We start from the raw sequence: 16,383 nt of genomic DNA on the forward strand, positions 1-16,383 counted from the left end.
CTCCGGGTGGGTGATGTTTGGGTTAAGGTTGTCACGACGCGTTTAATTGAACACAATAAATGCGGTGAATGAGTCTAGATTTAAACATAAGAAATATTAGGGTGTTTAACCATTTTTCAACCCGCGTATTGGGTTTTGGGCTTTTGCCGTGATTTGCTGCGGAGCGGCACTTCATATGCTTCCAGGGGTGGAAACAAGGATATTCAGGAGAAAACGTGCCAAAAATCCGCCAGTTATGTTTAGCCAGTCTCTTGCTGACAAGCGGAGTCGCCAGCGCGGCGAACGTTCGTTTACAGGTTGAGGGGCTATCCGGGGCGCTGGAAAAAAACGTACGCGCACAGCTCTCCACTATTGAGAGCGACGAAGTGACGCCCGATCGTCGCTTTCGCGCCCGCGTGGACGACGCCATCCGCGGCGGTTTAAAAGCGCTCGGCTACTATGAGCCGACCATCGACTTCGAGCTGCGTCCACCTCCGGCCAAAGGGCGGCAGGTGTTGATTGCCCGCGTCAAGCCAGGGGTTCCGGTGCTCATCGGCGGCACGGACGTGGTGCTGCGCGGCGGCGCGCGCACCGACCAGGACTATCTTGAACTGCTGAACACGCGGCCAAAGAATGGCACCGTGCTCAATCACAGCGACTATGACGGCTTCAAAAAAGATCTGACGAAGGTGGCGCTGCGCAAAGGCTACTTTGACAGCCAGTTCAATAAAAGTCAGCTCGGCATCGCCCTCGATCGGCATCAGGCGTTCTGGGACATCGACTATGACAGCGGGGAACGCTACCGCTTTGGCGATGTCACCTTCGAAGGGTCGCAAATCCGTGATGAGTATTTGCAGAATCTGATCCCCTTTAAAGAGGGCGACTATTATCAGTCGAAAGATCTGGCCGAGCTTAACCGCCGTCTGTCAGCTACCGGCTGGTTTAACTCCGTGGTGGTGGCACCTGAGTTTGATAAAGCGCGACAGACCAAAGTGCTGCCGCTGCACGGCGTGGTATCGCCACGCACCGAGAACACCATTGAGACCGGGGTGGGCTACTCCACCGACGTCGGCCCGCGCGTAAAAGCGACCTGGAAAAAGCCGTGGATGAACTCCTACGGCCACAGCCTGACCAGCAACGTCAGCCTCTCCGCTCCGGAGCAACAGCTCGATTTCAGCTATAAAATGCCGCTGCTGAAAAATCCGCTTGAGCAATATTACCTGGTGCAGGGCGGCTTTAAGCGCACCGATCTGAACGACACCGAAGCGGATTCTACGACCCTCGCCGTGTCGCGCTACTGGGATCTCTCCAGCGGCTGGCAGCGCGCCATCAACCTGCGCTGGAGCCTCGACCACTTTACCCAGGCCAATGTCACCAACACCACCATGCTGCTCTATCCGGGGGTGATGATCAGCCGGACCCGTTCCCGCGGCGGCCTGATGCCGGACTGGGGGGATTCCCAGCGCTATTCGATAGACTACTCCAATACCGCCTGGGGCTCGGATGTGGATTTCTCCGTGGTACAGGCGCAAAACGTCTGGATCCGCACCTTTTATGACCGCCATCGCTTTGTGGTGCGTGGCAACCTGGGCTGGATTGAAACCGGCGACTTTGAAAAAGTGCCGCCGGATCTGCGCTTCTTCGCCGGGGGCGATCGCAGCATTCGTGGCTACAAATACAAATCCATCGCGCCAAAAGATGACGACGGCAAGCTGATCGGGGCCTCGAAGCTGGCTACCGGCTCGCTGGAGTATCAGTACAACGTCACCGGAAAATGGTGGGGCGCGACCTTTATCGACAGCGGAGAAGCAGTAAGCGATATCCGCCGCAGCGACTTTAAAACCGGCGCAGGCGTCGGGGTGCGCTGGGAGTCACCGGTTGGGCCGATCAAGCTCGATTTCGCCGTGCCGGTGGGCGATAAAGATGAACACGGTTTACAGTTTTACATCGGTCTGGGGCCTGAATTATGAGTTTATGGAAGAAAATCAGCCTCGGCGTGTTGCTGTTTATCCTGCTGCTACTGGCTGCGGTGGCCTTTCTGGTGGGCACCACCAGCGGGCTGCATCTGCTGTTTAAGGCGGCAGACCGCTGGGTGCCGGGGCTGGAGATTGGTCAGGTCACCGGCGGCTGGCGCGACTTACACCTGAAAAACGTTCGCTACGACCAGCCGGGCGTGGCGGTCAACGCCGGGGATCTGCATCTGGCGGTGAAGCTCGGCTGCCTGCGTGACAGCAGCCTGTGCATTAACGATCTGTCGTTAAAAGATCTCTTCGTAACGATAGATTCCAAAAAAATGGAGCAAACGGAGCCCGTTGCCGAAGAGGAGAGCGGGCCGCTGGATCTCTCCACGCCATACCCGATATCGCTAAACCGGGTGGCGCTGAATAACATCAACGTCAAAATCGACGACACCACCGTGTCGGTGATGGATTTCACCTCCGGCCTGCGCTGGCAGGAGAAAAACCTGACCCTGACCCCGACTTCTCTGCAAGGGCTGCTGATTGCCCTGCCGAAAGTGGCGGAGGTGGCCCAGGAAGAGATTGTCGAGCCTAAAATTCAGAACCCGCAGCCGGAAGAGAAGCCGCTGGGCGAAACTCTGAAGGATCTCTTCTCGAAACCGGTCCTGCCGGAGATGACCGACGTTCACCTGCCGCTGAACCTTAATATTGAAGAGTTTAAGGGCGAGCAGCTGCGCCTCACCGGCGATACCGATCTGACGGTCTTCAACATGCTGCTGAAAGTGAGCAGCATCGACGGCAACATGAAGCTCGACGCGCTGGATATCGACACCAACCAGGGCAGCGTCAACGCCACCGGCAACGCCCTGTTACGGGATAACTGGCCGGTGGATATCACCCTCAACAGCACCCTGAACATCGATCCAATTAAAGGCGAGAAGGTGAAGCTGAAGGTGGGCGGCGCCATGCGCGAACAGCTGGAGTTTGGCGTGAACCTCTCCGGCCCGGTAGATATGGTGCTGCGCGGCCAGACCCGGCTTGCAGAGGCGGGCCTGCCGCTCAACCTTGAGGTGGTGAGTGAGCAGCTCTACTGGCCGTTTACCGGCGAGAAGCAGTACCAGGCCGATGACGTGAAGCTGAAGCTCACCGGCAAAATGACCGACTACACCCTGTCGTTCCGCACCGCGGTGAAAGGGGAGGGGCTGCCGCCTGCCGGCATCACTCTGGATGCGAAGGGCAACGAACAGCAGATCAACCTCGACAAGCTGACGGTGGCCGCGCTGGAGGGCAAAACCGAGCTGACGGCGCTGCTGGACTGGCAGAAGGCGATCAGCTGGCGCGGGGAGCTGAAGCTCACCGGGATCAACACCGCCAAAGAGGTGCCGGACTGGCCCTCGAAGCTCGACGGGCTGATTAAAACCCGAGGCAGTCTCTACGGCGGTAGCTGGCAGATGGAGGTGCCGGAGCTGAAAATCACCGGCAACGTGAAGCAGAACAAAGTGGATGTGAACGGCTCGCTGAAGGGCAACAGCTACCTGCAGTGGGTCATCCCGGGCCTGCACGTCGCGCTGGGGCGCAACACCGCCGATATTAAGGGCGAGCTGGGGGTGAAAGATCTGGATCTGGATGCCACTATCGACGCGCCGAACCTGGATAATGCCCTGCCAGGGCTGGGCGGAACCGCGAAAGGGCTGCTGAAGGTGCGCGGCACGGTAGAAGCCCCGCAGCTGCTGGCGGATATCACCGCCAACGGCCTGCGCTGGCAGGATCTCACCATCGCCCGGGTGCGGGTAGATGGCGACGTGAAATCCACCGATCAGATCGCCGGGCACCTGAACCTGCGCGTCGATCGTATCTCGCAGCCGGGCCTCAACCTCAACCAGGTCACCCTTGAAGCCAAAGGTAGCGAGAAACAGCATGACCTCCAGCTGCGCATTCAGGGTGAACCGGTCTCCGGCCAGCTGCACCTGGCGGGCAGCTTTGACCGCCAGGAGACCCGCTGGAAAGGCACCCTGGATAACACCCGCTTTGCCACCCCGGTGGGACCGTGGTCGTTATCGCGCGCTATTGCCCTGGATTACCGCAACGCAGAGCAGAAGATCAGTATCGGGCCGCACTGCTGGACCAACCCGAATGCCGAACTGTGCGTGCCGCAGACCATTGACGCAGGCGCAGAAGGGCGGGCGGTGGTCAACCTTAACCGCTTCGATCTGGCGATGCTCAAGCCGTTCATGCCGGACACTACGCAAGCAAGCGGCGTGTTCAGCGGCAAGGCGGATGTCTCCTGGGATACCACCAAACCGGGGCTGCCGGAGGGCAACGTCACGCTCGCCGGGCGTAACGTGAAGGTGACGCAGGTGGTGAACGATGCGCCGCTGCCGCTGGACTTCAGCACCCTCAATCTCACCGCCGATCTGCATAACAACCGCGCCGAGCTGGGCTGGCTGATCCGCCTCACCAACAACGGGCAGCTGGACGGCCAGATCCAGGTGACCGATCCGCAAGGACGGCGCAACCTGGGCGGCAACGTCAACATTCGCAATCTTAACCTGGCGATGGCGAATGCCATTTTCTCCCGCGGCGAGAAGGCGGCAGGTATGCTGAATGCCAACCTGCGGCTGGCGGGCAGCGCCCAGAGCCCGCAGCTGTTCGGCCAGATGCAGCTCAACGGGGTAGATATCGACGGCAACTTTATGCCGTTCGATATGCTGCCGAGCCAGCTGGCGATGAACTTTAACGGCATGAGTTCGACGCTTACGGGCACCGTACGTACCCAGCAGGGGCAGATCAACCTCAGCGGCGATGCCGACTGGAGCCAGCTCGATAACTGGCGCGCCCGGGTGGCGGCCAAAGGCAGCAAGGTGCGGATCACCGTGCCGCCGATGGTGCGTTTAGACGTCTCGCCGGATGTGGTCTTTGAGGCCACGCCGCAGCTCTTCACCCTTGATGGCCGCGTCGATGTACCGTGGGCCCGTATCGTGGTGCATGAACTGCCGGAAAGCGCGGTGGGCGTCTCCAGTGATGAGGTCATGCTCAACAACAATCTCCAGCCGGAGGAGCCACAGAGCGCCTCTATCCCGATCAACAGCAACCTGATCGTACACGTGGGTAACAACGTGCGCCTGGATGCGTTTGGGCTGAAGGCGAGACTGACCGGCGATCTGAAAGTCGCGCAGGATAAACAGGGGCTGGGCCTGAACGGGCAGATCAACATTCCGGAAGGGCGCTTCCACGCCTACGGCCAGGATTTGATGGTGCGTAAAGGCGAACTGCTCTTCTCCGGCCCGCCGGATCAGCCGCTGCTGAATATCGAAGCGATCCGTAATCCAGAGGCCACCGAAAATGATGTGATCGCCGGGGTGCGCGTAACGGGCACCGCGGACGAACCGAAAGCGGAAATTTTCTCTGACCCGGCCATGTCCCAGCAGGAAGCGCTCTCATACCTGCTGCGCGGGCAGGGGCTGGACAGCAATCAGAGCGACAGCGCGGCGATGACCTCAATGTTAGTCGGTCTGGGGGTTGCACAAAGTGGTCAGGTTGTGGGTAAAATCGGCGAGACGTTTGGCGTAAGCAATCTGGCGCTGGACACCCAGGGGGTCGGCGACTCCTCTCAGGTGGTGGTCAGCGGCTATGTACTGCCGGGTCTGCAGGTGAAATATGGTGTGGGGATCTTTGACTCATTAGCAACTCTCACGTTACGCTATCGCCTGATGCCTAAGCTATATCTGGAAGCGGTGTCTGGCGTAGACCAGGCACTCGATCTGCTCTATCAGTTTGAGTTTTAGCAATGCGAATATTTGTCTACGGCAGTTTAAGAACCAAGCAAGGCAACAGCCACTGGATGACTAACGCCCAGTTGCTGGGGGATTACAGTATCGAGAACTACCAGCTGTACAGCCTGGGCCACTATCCAGGCGCCGTTCCGGGAGAAGGAGCAGTACAGGGTGAGGTTTATCGTATTGATAATGCCACGCTGGCCGAACTTGATGCCTTGCGCACCAAAGGCGGGGAATACGCTCGCCGGTTAATCCAGACACCCTACGGCAGTGCATGGATGTACGTGTACCAACGTTCGGTGGAAGGTCTGACGCTGATTGAAAGCGGTAACTGGTTAGACCGTGACCAGTACTGATATGAATAACGCCACCTTCGGGTGGCGTTGTTTTTTCAGGCCGCACAGATTTTGTAGGCCGGGTAAGGCGTCGCCGCCACCCGGCAACAGACCGCACAGATAAAAAAAGCCCCGACAAGTCGGGGCTTTTTTTCACACGTTAAGCATTACTTCTTCGCGCGTTCGAAGGAGGCAACGATTTCCGCTTTCGCGGCTTCTGCGTTGTCCCAGCCTTCCACTTTCACCCATTTGCCTTTCTCGAGATCTTTGTAGTGCTCGAAGAAGTGGGCGATCTGCGCTTTCAGCAGCTCTGGCAGGTCGTTCACATCTTTAATGTGATCGTACTCTTTGCTCAGCTTGGTGTGCGGTACCGCAACCAGCTTCGCATCTTCACCCGCTTCGTCGGTCATTTTCAGCACGCCAACCGGACGGCAGCGGATCACGGAGCCCGGCTGCAGTGGGTATGGCGTTGGGACCAGCACGTCTACCGGATCACCGTCCAGAGAGAGGGTGTGGTTGATGTAACCGTAGTTGCACGGATAGAACATCGCGGTAGACATGAAACGGTCAACGAACAGTGCGCCGGTGTCTTTGTCGATTTCGTATTTGATAGGATCAGCGTTCGCCGGGATTTCGATAACTACGTAGATGTCTTCCGGCAGTTCTTTACCCGCTGGGACGTTGAGTAAGCTCATGTCTGTGTCCTTTAAATGATTGGTAATCAAGTGGCGAGTATTATAGCCAACTGGCGCGGAATGTCTCCGCCTGTTTTCGCCGTTCCCTGTTCCTGAAAACCATTATCAGCACTTTCTCATGACAAGATAATCCATAAACTCAGCCGCTTTTTTAATGGCTCAGTGAAAGCGATTACAAAGTTGTGATTAACGTTTTATTCACTTTTCTGAAGTGTGATGTAACACACTTCGTTACATCTCGCATTGTCTATAGTCTCTTCGCAGAACATTTTTTACCCAACAATAAACTCCCCTACGAGGACGCACTTATGTGGAAGCGCTTACTTCTTGTCACAGCAGTTTCGGCAGCCATGTCGTCTATGGCGATGGCCGCCCCCTTAACCGTAGGATTTGCCCAGGTCGGCTCAGAGTCCGGCTGGCGCGCCGCTGAGACCAACGTCGCGAAGAGTGAGGCCGAAAAACGCGGCATCACGCTGAAGATCGCCGATGGCCAGCAAAAACAGGAAAACCAGATCAAAGCGGTACGCTCTTTTATCGCTCAGGGCGTTGACGCCATCTTCATTGCGCCGGTCGTAGCGACGGGTTGGGAGCCGGTTCTGAAAGAAGCGAAAGATGCCGAAATTCCGGTCTTCCTGCTCGATCGTTCCATCGATGTAAAAGACAAATCTCTCTATATGACCACCGTTACTGCCGACAACGTGCTGGAAGGCAAATTGATTGGTGAATGGCTGGTGAAACAGGTGGATGGCAAGCCGTGTAATGTGGTTGAGCTGCAGGGCACCGTGGGCGCCAGCGTGGCCATCGACCGTAAGAAAGGCTTTGCTGATGCCATCTCCAAAGCGTCAAACATCAAGATTATCCGTTCTCAGTCCGGCGACTTCACCCGCAGTAAAGGGAAAGAGGTCATGGAGAGCTTTATCAAAGCCGAGAACAACGGCAAGAACATCTGCATGGTTTACGCCCATAACGATGACATGGTGATCGGCGCTATCCAGGCGATCAAAGAGGCGGGCCTGAAGCCGGGCACCGACATCCTGACCGGCTCTATCGACGGCGTACCGGATATCTATAAAGCGATGATCGACAAAGAGGCCAACGCCAGCGTGGAGCTGACGCCAAACATGGCAGGTCCGGCCTTTGACGCGCTGGAGAAATTCAAGAAAGACGGCACCATGCCGGAGAAAGTCACGATCACCAAGTCCACGCTCTATCTGCCTGATACCGCTGCAGAAGAGTTAGAGAAGAAGAAAAATATGGGCTACTAAGCTCGACTGAAAATGCCGGGCGACGCTGCGCTTGCCCGGCCTTCGGCTCGCTTTTTGTAGGCCGGGTAAGCGTAGCGCCATCCGACATGATGCAGGGGGAACCATGACCACAGACCAACACCAGGAAATCCTCCGCACAGAAGGATTGAGCAAATATTTTCCCGGCGTAAAAGCGCTGGATAACGTCGATTTCAGCCTGCGGCGTGGTGAGATCATGGCCCTGCTGGGCGAAAACGGCGCCGGAAAATCGACCCTGATTAAAGCCCTGACCGGTGTCTATCATGCCGATCGCGGCACCATCTGGCTGGAAGGCCACGCTATATCGCCTAAAAATACCGCCCATGCCCAGCAGCTGGGTATCGGGACGGTCTATCAGGAAGTGAACCTGCTGCCGAATATGTCGGTGGCGGATAATCTGTTTATCGGCCGCGAGCCACGGCGCTTTGGCCTGCTGCGCCGTAAAGAGATGGAAGACCGCGCCACCAAACTGATGGCGTCATACGGTTTCTCTCTCGACGTCCGCGAGCCGCTTAACCGCTTCTCGGTGGCGATGCAGCAGATCGTCGCCATCTGCCGGGCTATCGATCTCTCGGCAAAAGTGCTGATCCTCGACGAACCTACCGCCAGCCTGGATACCCAGGAGGTCGAGATGCTCTTCACCCTGATGCGCCAGCTGCGCGACCAGGGGGTGAGCCTGATTTTCGTCACCCACTTCCTCGATCAGGTGTATGAGGTGAGCGACCGCATTACCGTCCTGCGTAACGGCGGCTTCGTCGGCTGTCGCGAAACCCGCGAGCTGCCGCAAATCGAGCTGGTCAAAATGATGCTGGGCCGCGAGCTGGAGAGCAATGCCCTGCAGCGTGTGGGCCGGACGCTGCTCAGCGAGAAGCCAGTGGCGGCGTTTAAAGGGTACGGCAAGAAAGGCACCATTGCGCCCTTTGATCTCGAGGTGCGCCCGGGCGAAATCGTCGGACTGGCGGGGCTGTTAGGATCGGGACGTACCGAAACGGCAGAGGTGATCTTCGGGATTAAACCTGCCGACAGCGGCACTGCGCTGATCAAAGGTAAACCGCAGACGCTGCGCTCCCCGCATCAGGCTTCCAGCCTGGGGATCGGTTTCTGCCCGGAAGATCGCAAGACCGACGGCATTATCGCCGCCGCCTCGGTGCGCGAGAACATCATTCTGGCCCTGCAGGCCCAGCGCGGCTGGCTGCGTCCCATTCCCCGTAAAGAGCAAAATGTGATTGCCGAGCGCTTTATTCGCCAGCTCGGCATCCGCACCCCGAGCGCGGAGCAGCCAATCGAATTTCTCTCCGGCGGTAACCAGCAGAAGGTGCTGCTGTCACGCTGGCTGCTGACCAAACCGCAGTTCCTGATCCTCGACGAGCCGACCCGCGGTATCGACGTGGGGGCGCACGCGGAAATTATCCGCCTGATCGAAACCCTCTGCGCCGACGGTCTGGCGCTGCTGGTGATCTCCTCGGAGCTGGAGGAGCTGGTGGGGTATGCGGATCGGGTGATCATCATGCGCGACCGTCAGCAGGTGGCCGAGATCCCGCTGGACGCGCTCTCCGTTCCGGCAATCATGAACGCCATTGCGGCATAAGGAGTAGATCGTGATGTCACGTTCACTTTCTCAGACCGGCGAGACGAAGCGCCGCTTCAGCTGGCCCACCGGTACGCCGCAAATCATTGCGCTGATCCTGGTATTACTGGTGGATAGCCTCGTTTCGCCGCATTTTTATCAAATTATCCTTCAGGATGGCCGCCTGTTCGGCAGTCCGATTGATATCTTAAACCGCGCCGCGCCGGTCGCCCTGCTGGCGATCGGCATGACGCTGGTGATTGCCACCGGCGGTATCGACCTGTCGGTCGGGGCGGTGATGGCGATTGCGGGGGCGACGGCGGCTTCGATGACCGTGGCCGGACACAGCCTGCCGGTGGTGCTGCTGGCGACGCTGGGCACCGGCGTGCTCGCGGGATTGTGGAATGGCATCCTGGTGGCGATCCTCAAAATCCAGCCCTTTGTCGCCACCCTCATTTTAATGGTGGCCGGACGCGGGGTGGCGCAGCTGATCACCTCCGGGCAGATCGTCACCTTCAACGCCCCGAATCTGGCGTGGATTGGCAGCGGATCGCTGCTCTTCTTCCCGACGCCGGTGATTATTGTGGTGGTCACCCTGATCGCCTTCTGGCTGTTCACCCGCAAAACCGCCCTCGGGATGTTTATCGAAGCGGTGGGGATTAACATTCGCGCCGCGAAAAACGCCGGGGTCAGCACCCGTCTGATGGTGATGCTCACCTACGTATTGAGCGGAGTATGCGCCGCCATTGCCGGGATTATCGTCGCGGCCGATATTCGCGGGGCCGATGCCAATAACGCCGGGCTCTGGCTGGAGCTGGATGCGATCCTCGCGGTGGTGATTGGCGGCGGCTCGCTGATGGGCGGGCGCTTCAACCTGCTGCTGTCGGTGATTGGCGCGCTGATTATCCAGGGGATGAACACCGGGATCCTGCTGTCGGGTTTCCCGCCGGAACTCAACCAGGTGGTGAAAGCGGTGGTGGTGCTCTGCGTGCTCATCGTGCAGTCGCCGCGCTTTATCAGTCTCATTAAGGGGATGCGTGGTCATGATAAAACGTAATTTACCGCTCATGATTACCCTGGGCGTATTTGTGCTGGGGTATCTCTACTGCCTGACGCAGTTCCCCGGTTTTGCTTCGACGCGGGTGATCTGCAACATCCTGACCGACAACGCCTTCCTTGGGATCATCGCCGTCGGCATGACCTTCGTGATCCTCTCCGGCGGGATCGACCTCTCCGTCGGGTCGGTGATCGCCTTTACCGGCGTCTTTCTGGCTAAGGCGATTGGCTACTGGGGGATCTCCCCGCTGCTGGCCTTCCCGCTGGTGCTGGTGATGGGCTGCGCCTTTGGCGCCTTTATGGGGTTGCTGATCGACGCCCTGAAGATCCCGGCGTTTATTATCACCCTCGCCGGGATGTTCTTCCTGCGCGGCGTCAGCTATCTGGTGTCGGAGGAGTCGATCCCGATTAACCATCCGGTCTACGACACCCTCTCAAGCCTGGCGTGGAAAATCCCCGGCGGCGGCCGTCTGAGTATTCTCGGTCTGGTGATGCTGGGCGTGGTGGTGATCGGCATTTTCCTCGCCCACCGCACCCGTTTTGGCAACGAAGTGTATGCCATCGGCGGTAACGCCACCTCGGCGAACCTGATGGGGATCTCCACCCGTAGCACCACCATTCGTATCTATATGCTCTCCACCGGGCTGGCGACGCTGGCGGGGATCGTCTTCTCCATCTACACCCAGGCGGGCTATGCGCTGGCAGGGGTAGGGGTGGAGCTGGACGCGATTGCCTCGGTGGTGATTGGCGGCACGCTGCTCAGCGGCGGCGTCGGCACGGTGCTGGGCACGCTGTTTGGGGTGGCGATCCAGGGGCTGATCCAGACCTATATTAACTTCGACGGCACCCTCAGCTCGTGGTGGACCAAGATTGCGATTGGCATTCTGCTGTTCATCTTTATCGCCCTGCAGCGCGGCCTGACGGTGCTCTGGGAGAACCGCCAGAACTCGCCTGTCACACGGGTGAGCACCACCAGCAAGCTATAAGCGCCTGAATTTACGTCAAGTCTAAATCTTTTCCGGTAGCGGCCGATAACCCTTAATTCTGTCCAGATTTATCTCGCTACCGGAAATTACATCATGCTTAAAACGCTATCGATTCGTACCGGCTTGCTTTCGTTACTGGCCGTTATGACCCTTCTGCTGCTGCTTGTCAGCGGTATCGGCATTTATGCCCTCACCCAGAGCTCCTCCTCTTTACAGCGCATTAACCATCTTCAGGGCGAACAGCTGGTGCAGCTCAACTCGGGCTACACCCTGATCCTGCGCGCGCGCAACGAGGCGGGGCAGGCCGTCCGCATGATGGAGGTGGGGCTGCTGGATGACGCCACAAAATCGGTGAAAAACATCAATGACGAACTCAAACAGGCGCAAACCACGCTGAAAAGCGTGATCGATAGTGGGATAAACGATCCAGAAGGCGATCGGTTGCTGAAGCAGCTCGCCGGGAGCCTGGCGGCGTACAACGCCCAGGGGATCGTGCCGATGCAGAACGCCCTGAATGCGCAGAATGCGGATGACTATTACGATCTGCTGGAGAACCGTCTGGTGCCGGTAGCGCGTCAGTTTGATAACGATATGCAGGCCTTCCAGGCCTGGAGCGACAGCCGCGGCAAAGCTGAAGTCGCCGCGGTACAGGCGAGTAAAAGTCGGGTGATGCTGCTGATCATCGTCGCCGCGCTGCTGACCGCGGGCATTATCGTGCTGGCGTGGCTGGCGCTTCGTCATATGCTGCTGAAGCCGCTCTCCTCCTCTATTGCCCAGCTTGAGCACGTGGCTGCCGGGGATCTGACCCACGCCCTGACCACCCCCGCAAGCCAGGAATTTAACCGCCTCAACGCCGCCATTGAGGAGATGCGCCAGTCGCTGATGGGCTCGGTGCTGCGGGTGCGTGACGCCAGCTCGCAGATTGATACCGGCAGCCGGGAGCTGACCGCAGGCAATATGCACCTTGCCCAGCGTACAGAATCCACCGCCACCTCGCTGGAGCAGACCGCGGCCAGCATGGAAGAGATCACCGCCACGGTGAAGCAGAACGCCCACAACGCCGAGCAGGCGCATCAGGTGGCGAAGACGATGTCTGATACCGCTGACCGCGGCAGCGAGATGGTCTGTTATGTCATTGAGAAGATGCGCGATATCTCCGGCAGCGCCGACCGTATCGCCGATATCCTCAGCGTGATCGACGGTATCGCCTTCCAGACCAATATTCTGGCGCTGAATGCCTCGGTGGAAGCCGCCCGCGCGGGTGAGCAGGGGCGCGGCTTTGCGGTGGTGGCCGGCGAGGTGCGTAACCTCGCCAGCCGTAGCGCCGATGCGGCAAAAGAGATCCGCACGCTCATCAGCGATTCCCAGGCGCACGTCAGCGAAGGCAGCGAACTGGCGCAGCAGGCGGGGGAAACCATGGACGAGATCGCCAACGAGGTGATGCGCATGACCCGCCTGATGCGTGAGATCGCCAATGCGTCGCACGAGCAGAGCCGTGGTATTGAGCAGGTGAATATTGCGGTCAACCAGATGGACGAAACCGCGCAGCAAAATGCGGCGCTGGTCCAGCAATCTTCCGCCGCGACGCGCTCGCTGGAAGAGCAATCCCGCGAGCTCATCGAGGCGATGTCACTCTTCAGGCTGTCGTCGCAACAGGCGTAGCCTTATCGCCTTCCGGCGCCGCTGGCGTCGGGAGGCTTTCCGCGCCAGCCGGGGTGTGGGCGATATAGTCATGAATGGCGCCCAGCAGCTTTTCCATCTCGGCGGACAGCTTCAGCGCGTATGGCGTTGGCTCCAGGAACAACCCCTTACGGGTAAACAGCGGCTCATTAAACAGCATGCCAAAGCGTTTCAGGGCCAGGCTGACTGCTGGCCTGGACATCTCCAGACGTAAAGAGGCTTTGGCCATGCTCCCGCACCTGACGACTTCAATAAATATCGGGATCAGATTGAGGTCGATGCCAGTGGATGAGCGAGAGAGGTTTTTCATATCGGCTGATTCCCATTGAACACTATTTGAACGCCGTCATGATGACGCAAGGTTTCAATGGGTTACAGCAGGATTTTTATATAGTTTTATACCAACAAAGATATAAATATCTGGAAAAACAAAAGGGGCCAGTTGGCCCCTTTTGGTCAAACTCAACAATCAGGCATCCGGGAATTCACGGATAAAGCGTTCCACGTCGTCAACCATATGATCGTTGCCAACGAAGAACGAACGGCGCTGGTGCAGGCTTTCAGGAATGATATCCATAATCCGCTCTTTGCCGTCGCTGGCTTTACCGCCCGCCTGTTCGGCGAGGAAGGCCATCGGGTTGCACTCATACAGCAGGCGCAGCTTGCCTTCAGGGTGGCTGGCGGTGCTTGGGTAGAGGTAGATGCCGCCCTTCAGCAGGTTACGGTGGAAATCCGCCACCAGGGAGCCGATATAACGCGAGGTATAAGGGCGCTGGGTCGATTTATCCTCTTCCTGGCAGAATTTGATGTACTTCTTAACCCCGGCCGGGAATTTAATGTAGTTCCCTTCGTTGATGGAGTAAGTGCTGCCTTTCTGCGGGAAGCGCATACGCTCCTGGCACAGGCAGAATACGCCCAGCGACGGATCGTAGGTAAAGGCGTGCACGCCGCAGCCGGTGGTGTAGACCAGCATGGTGGAGGAGCCATATACCACATAACCCGCTGCAACCTGTTTATTGCCCGGCTGCAGGAAATCTTCTTCGGTGACCGGCGTGCCGACAGGGGTGACGCGACGGTAAATGGAGAAAATGGTGCCGACAGAGACGTTAACGTCGATGTTGGAGGAGCCATCCAGCGGATCCATCAGGACGACATACTTGGCGTGTTCACACCCTTCAAAGACGACGATTTCATCTTCTTCCTCGGAGGCGATCCCCGCAACGATGTCGCGCGCGCGCAGTGCAGCTTTCAGTTTTTCATTCGCGAACAGATCGAGTTTCTGTTGAACTTCGCCCTGCACGTTTTCAGCACCGCTGGCACCCAGGATATCGACCAGTCCGGCTTTGTTGATATCGCGATGGATGATCTTGGCGCCCAGCTTTATTGCCGACAACAAAGCAGTGAGCTCACCGGTAGCATGCGAGAACTCGTGCTGCTTTTCGACAATAAATTCACCTAACGTTTTCATAACACTTTCCCTGCATTGGATGTTGAGTAAAGTTGTTGATGCCCAACAATCTTAACAAACTTTCAAATTGTCGCGCAGAGGTGAATCGCGCCAGCTTGCTACAGATTTTCCTGAAATGCATTTCTCTGCTGCTGACATATGCGTAAAATGTGCGCCACATTGAAGAAGGATAGTGACGTATGCGCATTCATATATTGGGGATTTGTGGCACTTTCATGGGCGGCCTGGCTATGCTGGCGCGCGCTCTTGGCCATGAGGTGACAGGTTCGGACGCCAATGTGTATCCGCCGATGAGCACGCTGCTGGAAAACCAGGGCATCGATCTGATTCAGGGCTACGACGCCAGCCAGCTGGAGCCGCAGCCGGATCTGGTGATTATCGGAAACGCCATGACCCGGGGTAATCCCTGCGTAGAAGCCGTGCTGGAAAGGAATATTCCCTACATGTCAGGGCCGCAGTGGCTGCATGATTTCGTTCTGCGCGATCGCTGGGTGCTGGCGGTGGCGGGAACCCACGGCAAAACCACCACCGCCGGCATGGCGACGTGGATCCTCGAAGCCTGCGGCTACAAGCCGGGCTTTGTGATTGGTGGCGTGCCGGGGAACTTTGACGTTTCTGCCCGCCTGGGCGAGAGCCCGTTCTTTGTTATTGAGGCGGACGAATATGACTGCGCGTTCTTTGATAAACGCTCCAAGTTCGTTCATTACTGCCCGCGCACGCTGATCCTCAACAACCTTGAGTTTGACCACGCGGACATTTTCGACGACCTGAAAGCGATTCAGAAGCAGTTCCACCACCTGGTGCGCATCGTGCCGGGCCAGGGACGCATCATCCTGCCGGAGAACGACATTAACCTGAAGCAGACCCTGGCGATGGGGTGCTGGAGCGAGCAAGAGCTGGTGGGCGAGCAGGGCCACTGGCAGGCGAAAAAGCTCACCAACGATGCCTCCCGCTGGGAAGTGTTGCTGGATGGCGAAAAAGTCGGGGAAGTGCAGTGGGCGCTGGTGGGCGAGCACAACATGCATAACGGCCTGATGGCAATCGCCGCGGCCCGTCATGTGGGCGTCTTGCCTGCCGATGCGGCCAACGCGCTGGGCTCCTTTATCAATGCCCGTCGTCGTCTTGAGCTGCGCGGCGAAGCCAATGGCGTGACGGTGTATGACGATTTTGCCCATCACCCGACCGCGATCCTCGCGACGCTGGCTGCCCTGCGCGGCAAAGTGGGCGGCACGGCACGCATTCTGGCCGTACTGGAACCGCGCTCCAACACCATGAAGATGGGGATTTGCAAAGACGATTTAGCCCCCTCTTTAGGTCGCGCGGACGAGGTCTTCCTCCTGCAACCGCAGCACATTCCGTGGCAGGTGGCGGAAGTGGCCGAAGCCTGCGTCCAGCCTGCGCACTGGAGTGCCGACGTGGATACGCTGGCGGAGATGGTGGTGAAAACCGCGCAGCCGGGGGATCACATTCTGGTGATGAGCAACGGCGGGTTTGGTGGGATCCATCAGAAACTGCTGGACGGTCTGGCGAAAAAGGCTGAGGCCGCAGAGTAAAAAAAGCCCGGTGGCGCTAGCGCTTACCGGGCCTACTCGTTGCACGA

General features: G+C 58.2%; 12 protein-coding genes. 9 read left to right on the forward strand and 3 right to left on the reverse strand.

All coding sequences use genetic code 11. The features are described from left to right. Positions 1–215 precede the first annotated feature (215 nt). The 3 genes from tamA to GNG29_RS02510 are packed head-to-tail and all read left to right on the forward strand — an operon-like array spanning position 216 to position 6,069. Entirely contained in the window at positions 216–1,949 is a 1,734-nt protein-coding gene (gene tamA, locus GNG29_RS02500; protein WP_103178004.1) for an autotransporter assembly complex protein TamA, read from the forward strand. Beyond that, positions 1,946–5,722 (forward strand): autotransporter assembly complex protein TamB, encoded by a 3,777-nt coding sequence (tamB, locus tag GNG29_RS02505; protein WP_156653780.1) that lies wholly within the window; start codon positions 1,946–1,948, stop codon positions 5,720–5,722. Before tamA ends, tamB begins: the two co-directional genes overlap by 4 nt. 2 nt (positions 5,723–5,724) lie before the next feature. Further along, complete coding sequence (locus GNG29_RS02510; RefSeq protein WP_039028479.1) at positions 5,725–6,069, forward strand: gamma-glutamylcyclotransferase; 345 nt, start codon at positions 5,725–5,727, stop codon at positions 6,067–6,069. A 146-nt stretch (positions 6,070–6,215) separates the two neighbouring features. On the opposite strand, the gene ppa is transcribed toward GNG29_RS02510, so the two are convergent. Continuing rightward, the gene (gene ppa, locus GNG29_RS02515; RefSeq protein ID WP_103178006.1) at positions 6,216–6,743 is read right to left on the reverse strand and encodes an inorganic diphosphatase; all 528 of its coding nucleotides are present in this window, start codon (positions 6,741–6,743) and stop codon (positions 6,216–6,218) included. 308 nt (positions 6,744–7,051) lie between these two features. On the opposite strand from ppa, the gene ytfQ reads away from it, so the two are divergent. From ytfQ to GNG29_RS02540, 5 genes are all read left to right on the forward strand, one after another. Then, positions 7,052–8,008 (forward strand): galactofuranose ABC transporter, galactofuranose-binding protein YtfQ, encoded by a 957-nt coding sequence (ytfQ, locus tag GNG29_RS02520; RefSeq protein ID WP_103178007.1) that lies wholly within the window; start codon positions 7,052–7,054, stop codon positions 8,006–8,008. Between the two features lie 103 nt (positions 8,009–8,111). Next, positions 8,112–9,614, forward strand: coding sequence for a galactofuranose ABC transporter, ATP-binding protein YtfR (ytfR, locus tag GNG29_RS02525; protein WP_156653781.1), 1,503 nt, complete (start codon positions 8,112–8,114; stop codon positions 9,612–9,614). Positions 9,615–9,624: 10 nt separating this feature from the next. Continuing rightward, on the forward strand, positions 9,625–10,650 hold the full coding sequence (gene ytfT, locus GNG29_RS02530) for a galactofuranose ABC transporter, ATP-binding protein YtfT (RefSeq protein WP_168191997.1): 1,026 nt from the start codon (positions 9,625–9,627) through the stop codon (positions 10,648–10,650). Further along, entirely contained in the window at positions 10,637–11,635 is a 999-nt protein-coding gene (gene yjfF / locus GNG29_RS02535) for a galactofuranose ABC transporter, permease protein YjfF (RefSeq protein ID WP_103178010.1), read from the forward strand. Before ytfT ends, yjfF begins: the two co-directional genes overlap by 14 nt. Before the next feature lie 93 nt (positions 11,636–11,728). Next, positions 11,729–13,297 carry a methyl-accepting chemotaxis protein gene (locus GNG29_RS02540; protein WP_103178011.1) on the forward strand — a complete coding sequence of 523 codons (1,569 nt, stop codon included), beginning with the start codon at positions 11,729–11,731 and terminating at the stop codon, positions 13,295–13,297. Here GNG29_RS02540 and GNG29_RS02545 read toward each other — a convergent pair. Further along, on the reverse strand, positions 13,272–13,625 hold the full coding sequence (locus tag GNG29_RS02545) for a LysR family transcriptional regulator (RefSeq protein ID WP_103178012.1): 354 nt from the start codon (positions 13,623–13,625) through the stop codon (positions 13,272–13,274). The two genes, GNG29_RS02540 and GNG29_RS02545, sit on opposite strands and share 26 nt — an antisense overlap. A gap of 159 nt (positions 13,626–13,784) precedes the next feature. Then, positions 13,785–14,783, reverse strand: coding sequence for a class 1 fructose-bisphosphatase (gene fbp, locus GNG29_RS02550; RefSeq protein WP_103178013.1), 999 nt, complete (start codon positions 14,781–14,783; stop codon positions 13,785–13,787). A gap of 179 nt (positions 14,784–14,962) precedes the next feature. Here fbp and mpl point away from each other — a divergent pair, with 179 nt between their 5' ends. After that, complete coding sequence (gene mpl / locus GNG29_RS02555) at positions 14,963–16,336, forward strand: UDP-N-acetylmuramate:L-alanyl-gamma-D-glutamyl-meso-diaminopimelate ligase (protein ID WP_156653782.1); 1,374 nt, start codon at positions 14,963–14,965, stop codon at positions 16,334–16,336. Positions 16,337–16,383: the final 47 nt, after the last annotated feature.

The sequence above is a fragment of the Leclercia sp. Colony189 genome, from assembly GCF_009740165.1.
GTDB lineage: Bacteria > Pseudomonadota > Gammaproteobacteria > Enterobacterales > Enterobacteriaceae > Enterobacter.

What these genes read in the sequence shown, in the direction of transcription:
- tamB (WP_156653780.1), top strand. Translation starts at nt 1,946, where the DNA reads ATGAGTTTATGGAAGAAAATCAGCCTCGGCGTGTTGCTGTTTATCCTG.
- GNG29_RS02510 (WP_039028479.1), top strand. Translation starts at nt 5,725, where the DNA reads ATGCGAATATTTGTCTACGGCAGTTTAAGAACCAAGCAAGGCAACAGC.
- ppa (WP_103178006.1), bottom strand. Translation starts at nt 6,743, where the DNA reads ATGAGCTTACTCAACGTCCCAGCGGGTAAAGAACTGCCGGAAGACATC.
- ytfQ (WP_103178007.1), top strand. Translation starts at nt 7,052, where the DNA reads ATGTGGAAGCGCTTACTTCTTGTCACAGCAGTTTCGGCAGCCATGTCG.
- ytfR (WP_156653781.1), top strand. Translation starts at nt 8,112, where the DNA reads ATGACCACAGACCAACACCAGGAAATCCTCCGCACAGAAGGATTGAGC.
- yjfF (WP_103178010.1), top strand. Translation starts at nt 10,637, where the DNA reads ATGATAAAACGTAATTTACCGCTCATGATTACCCTGGGCGTATTTGTG.
- GNG29_RS02540 (WP_103178011.1), top strand. Translation starts at nt 11,729, where the DNA reads ATGCTTAAAACGCTATCGATTCGTACCGGCTTGCTTTCGTTACTGGCC.
- GNG29_RS02545 (WP_103178012.1), bottom strand. Translation starts at nt 13,625, where the DNA reads ATGAAAAACCTCTCTCGCTCATCCACTGGCATCGACCTCAATCTGATC.
- fbp (WP_103178013.1), bottom strand. Translation starts at nt 14,783, where the DNA reads ATGAAAACGTTAGGTGAATTTATTGTCGAAAAGCAGCACGAGTTCTCG.
- mpl (WP_156653782.1), top strand. Translation starts at nt 14,963, where the DNA reads ATGCGCATTCATATATTGGGGATTTGTGGCACTTTCATGGGCGGCCTG.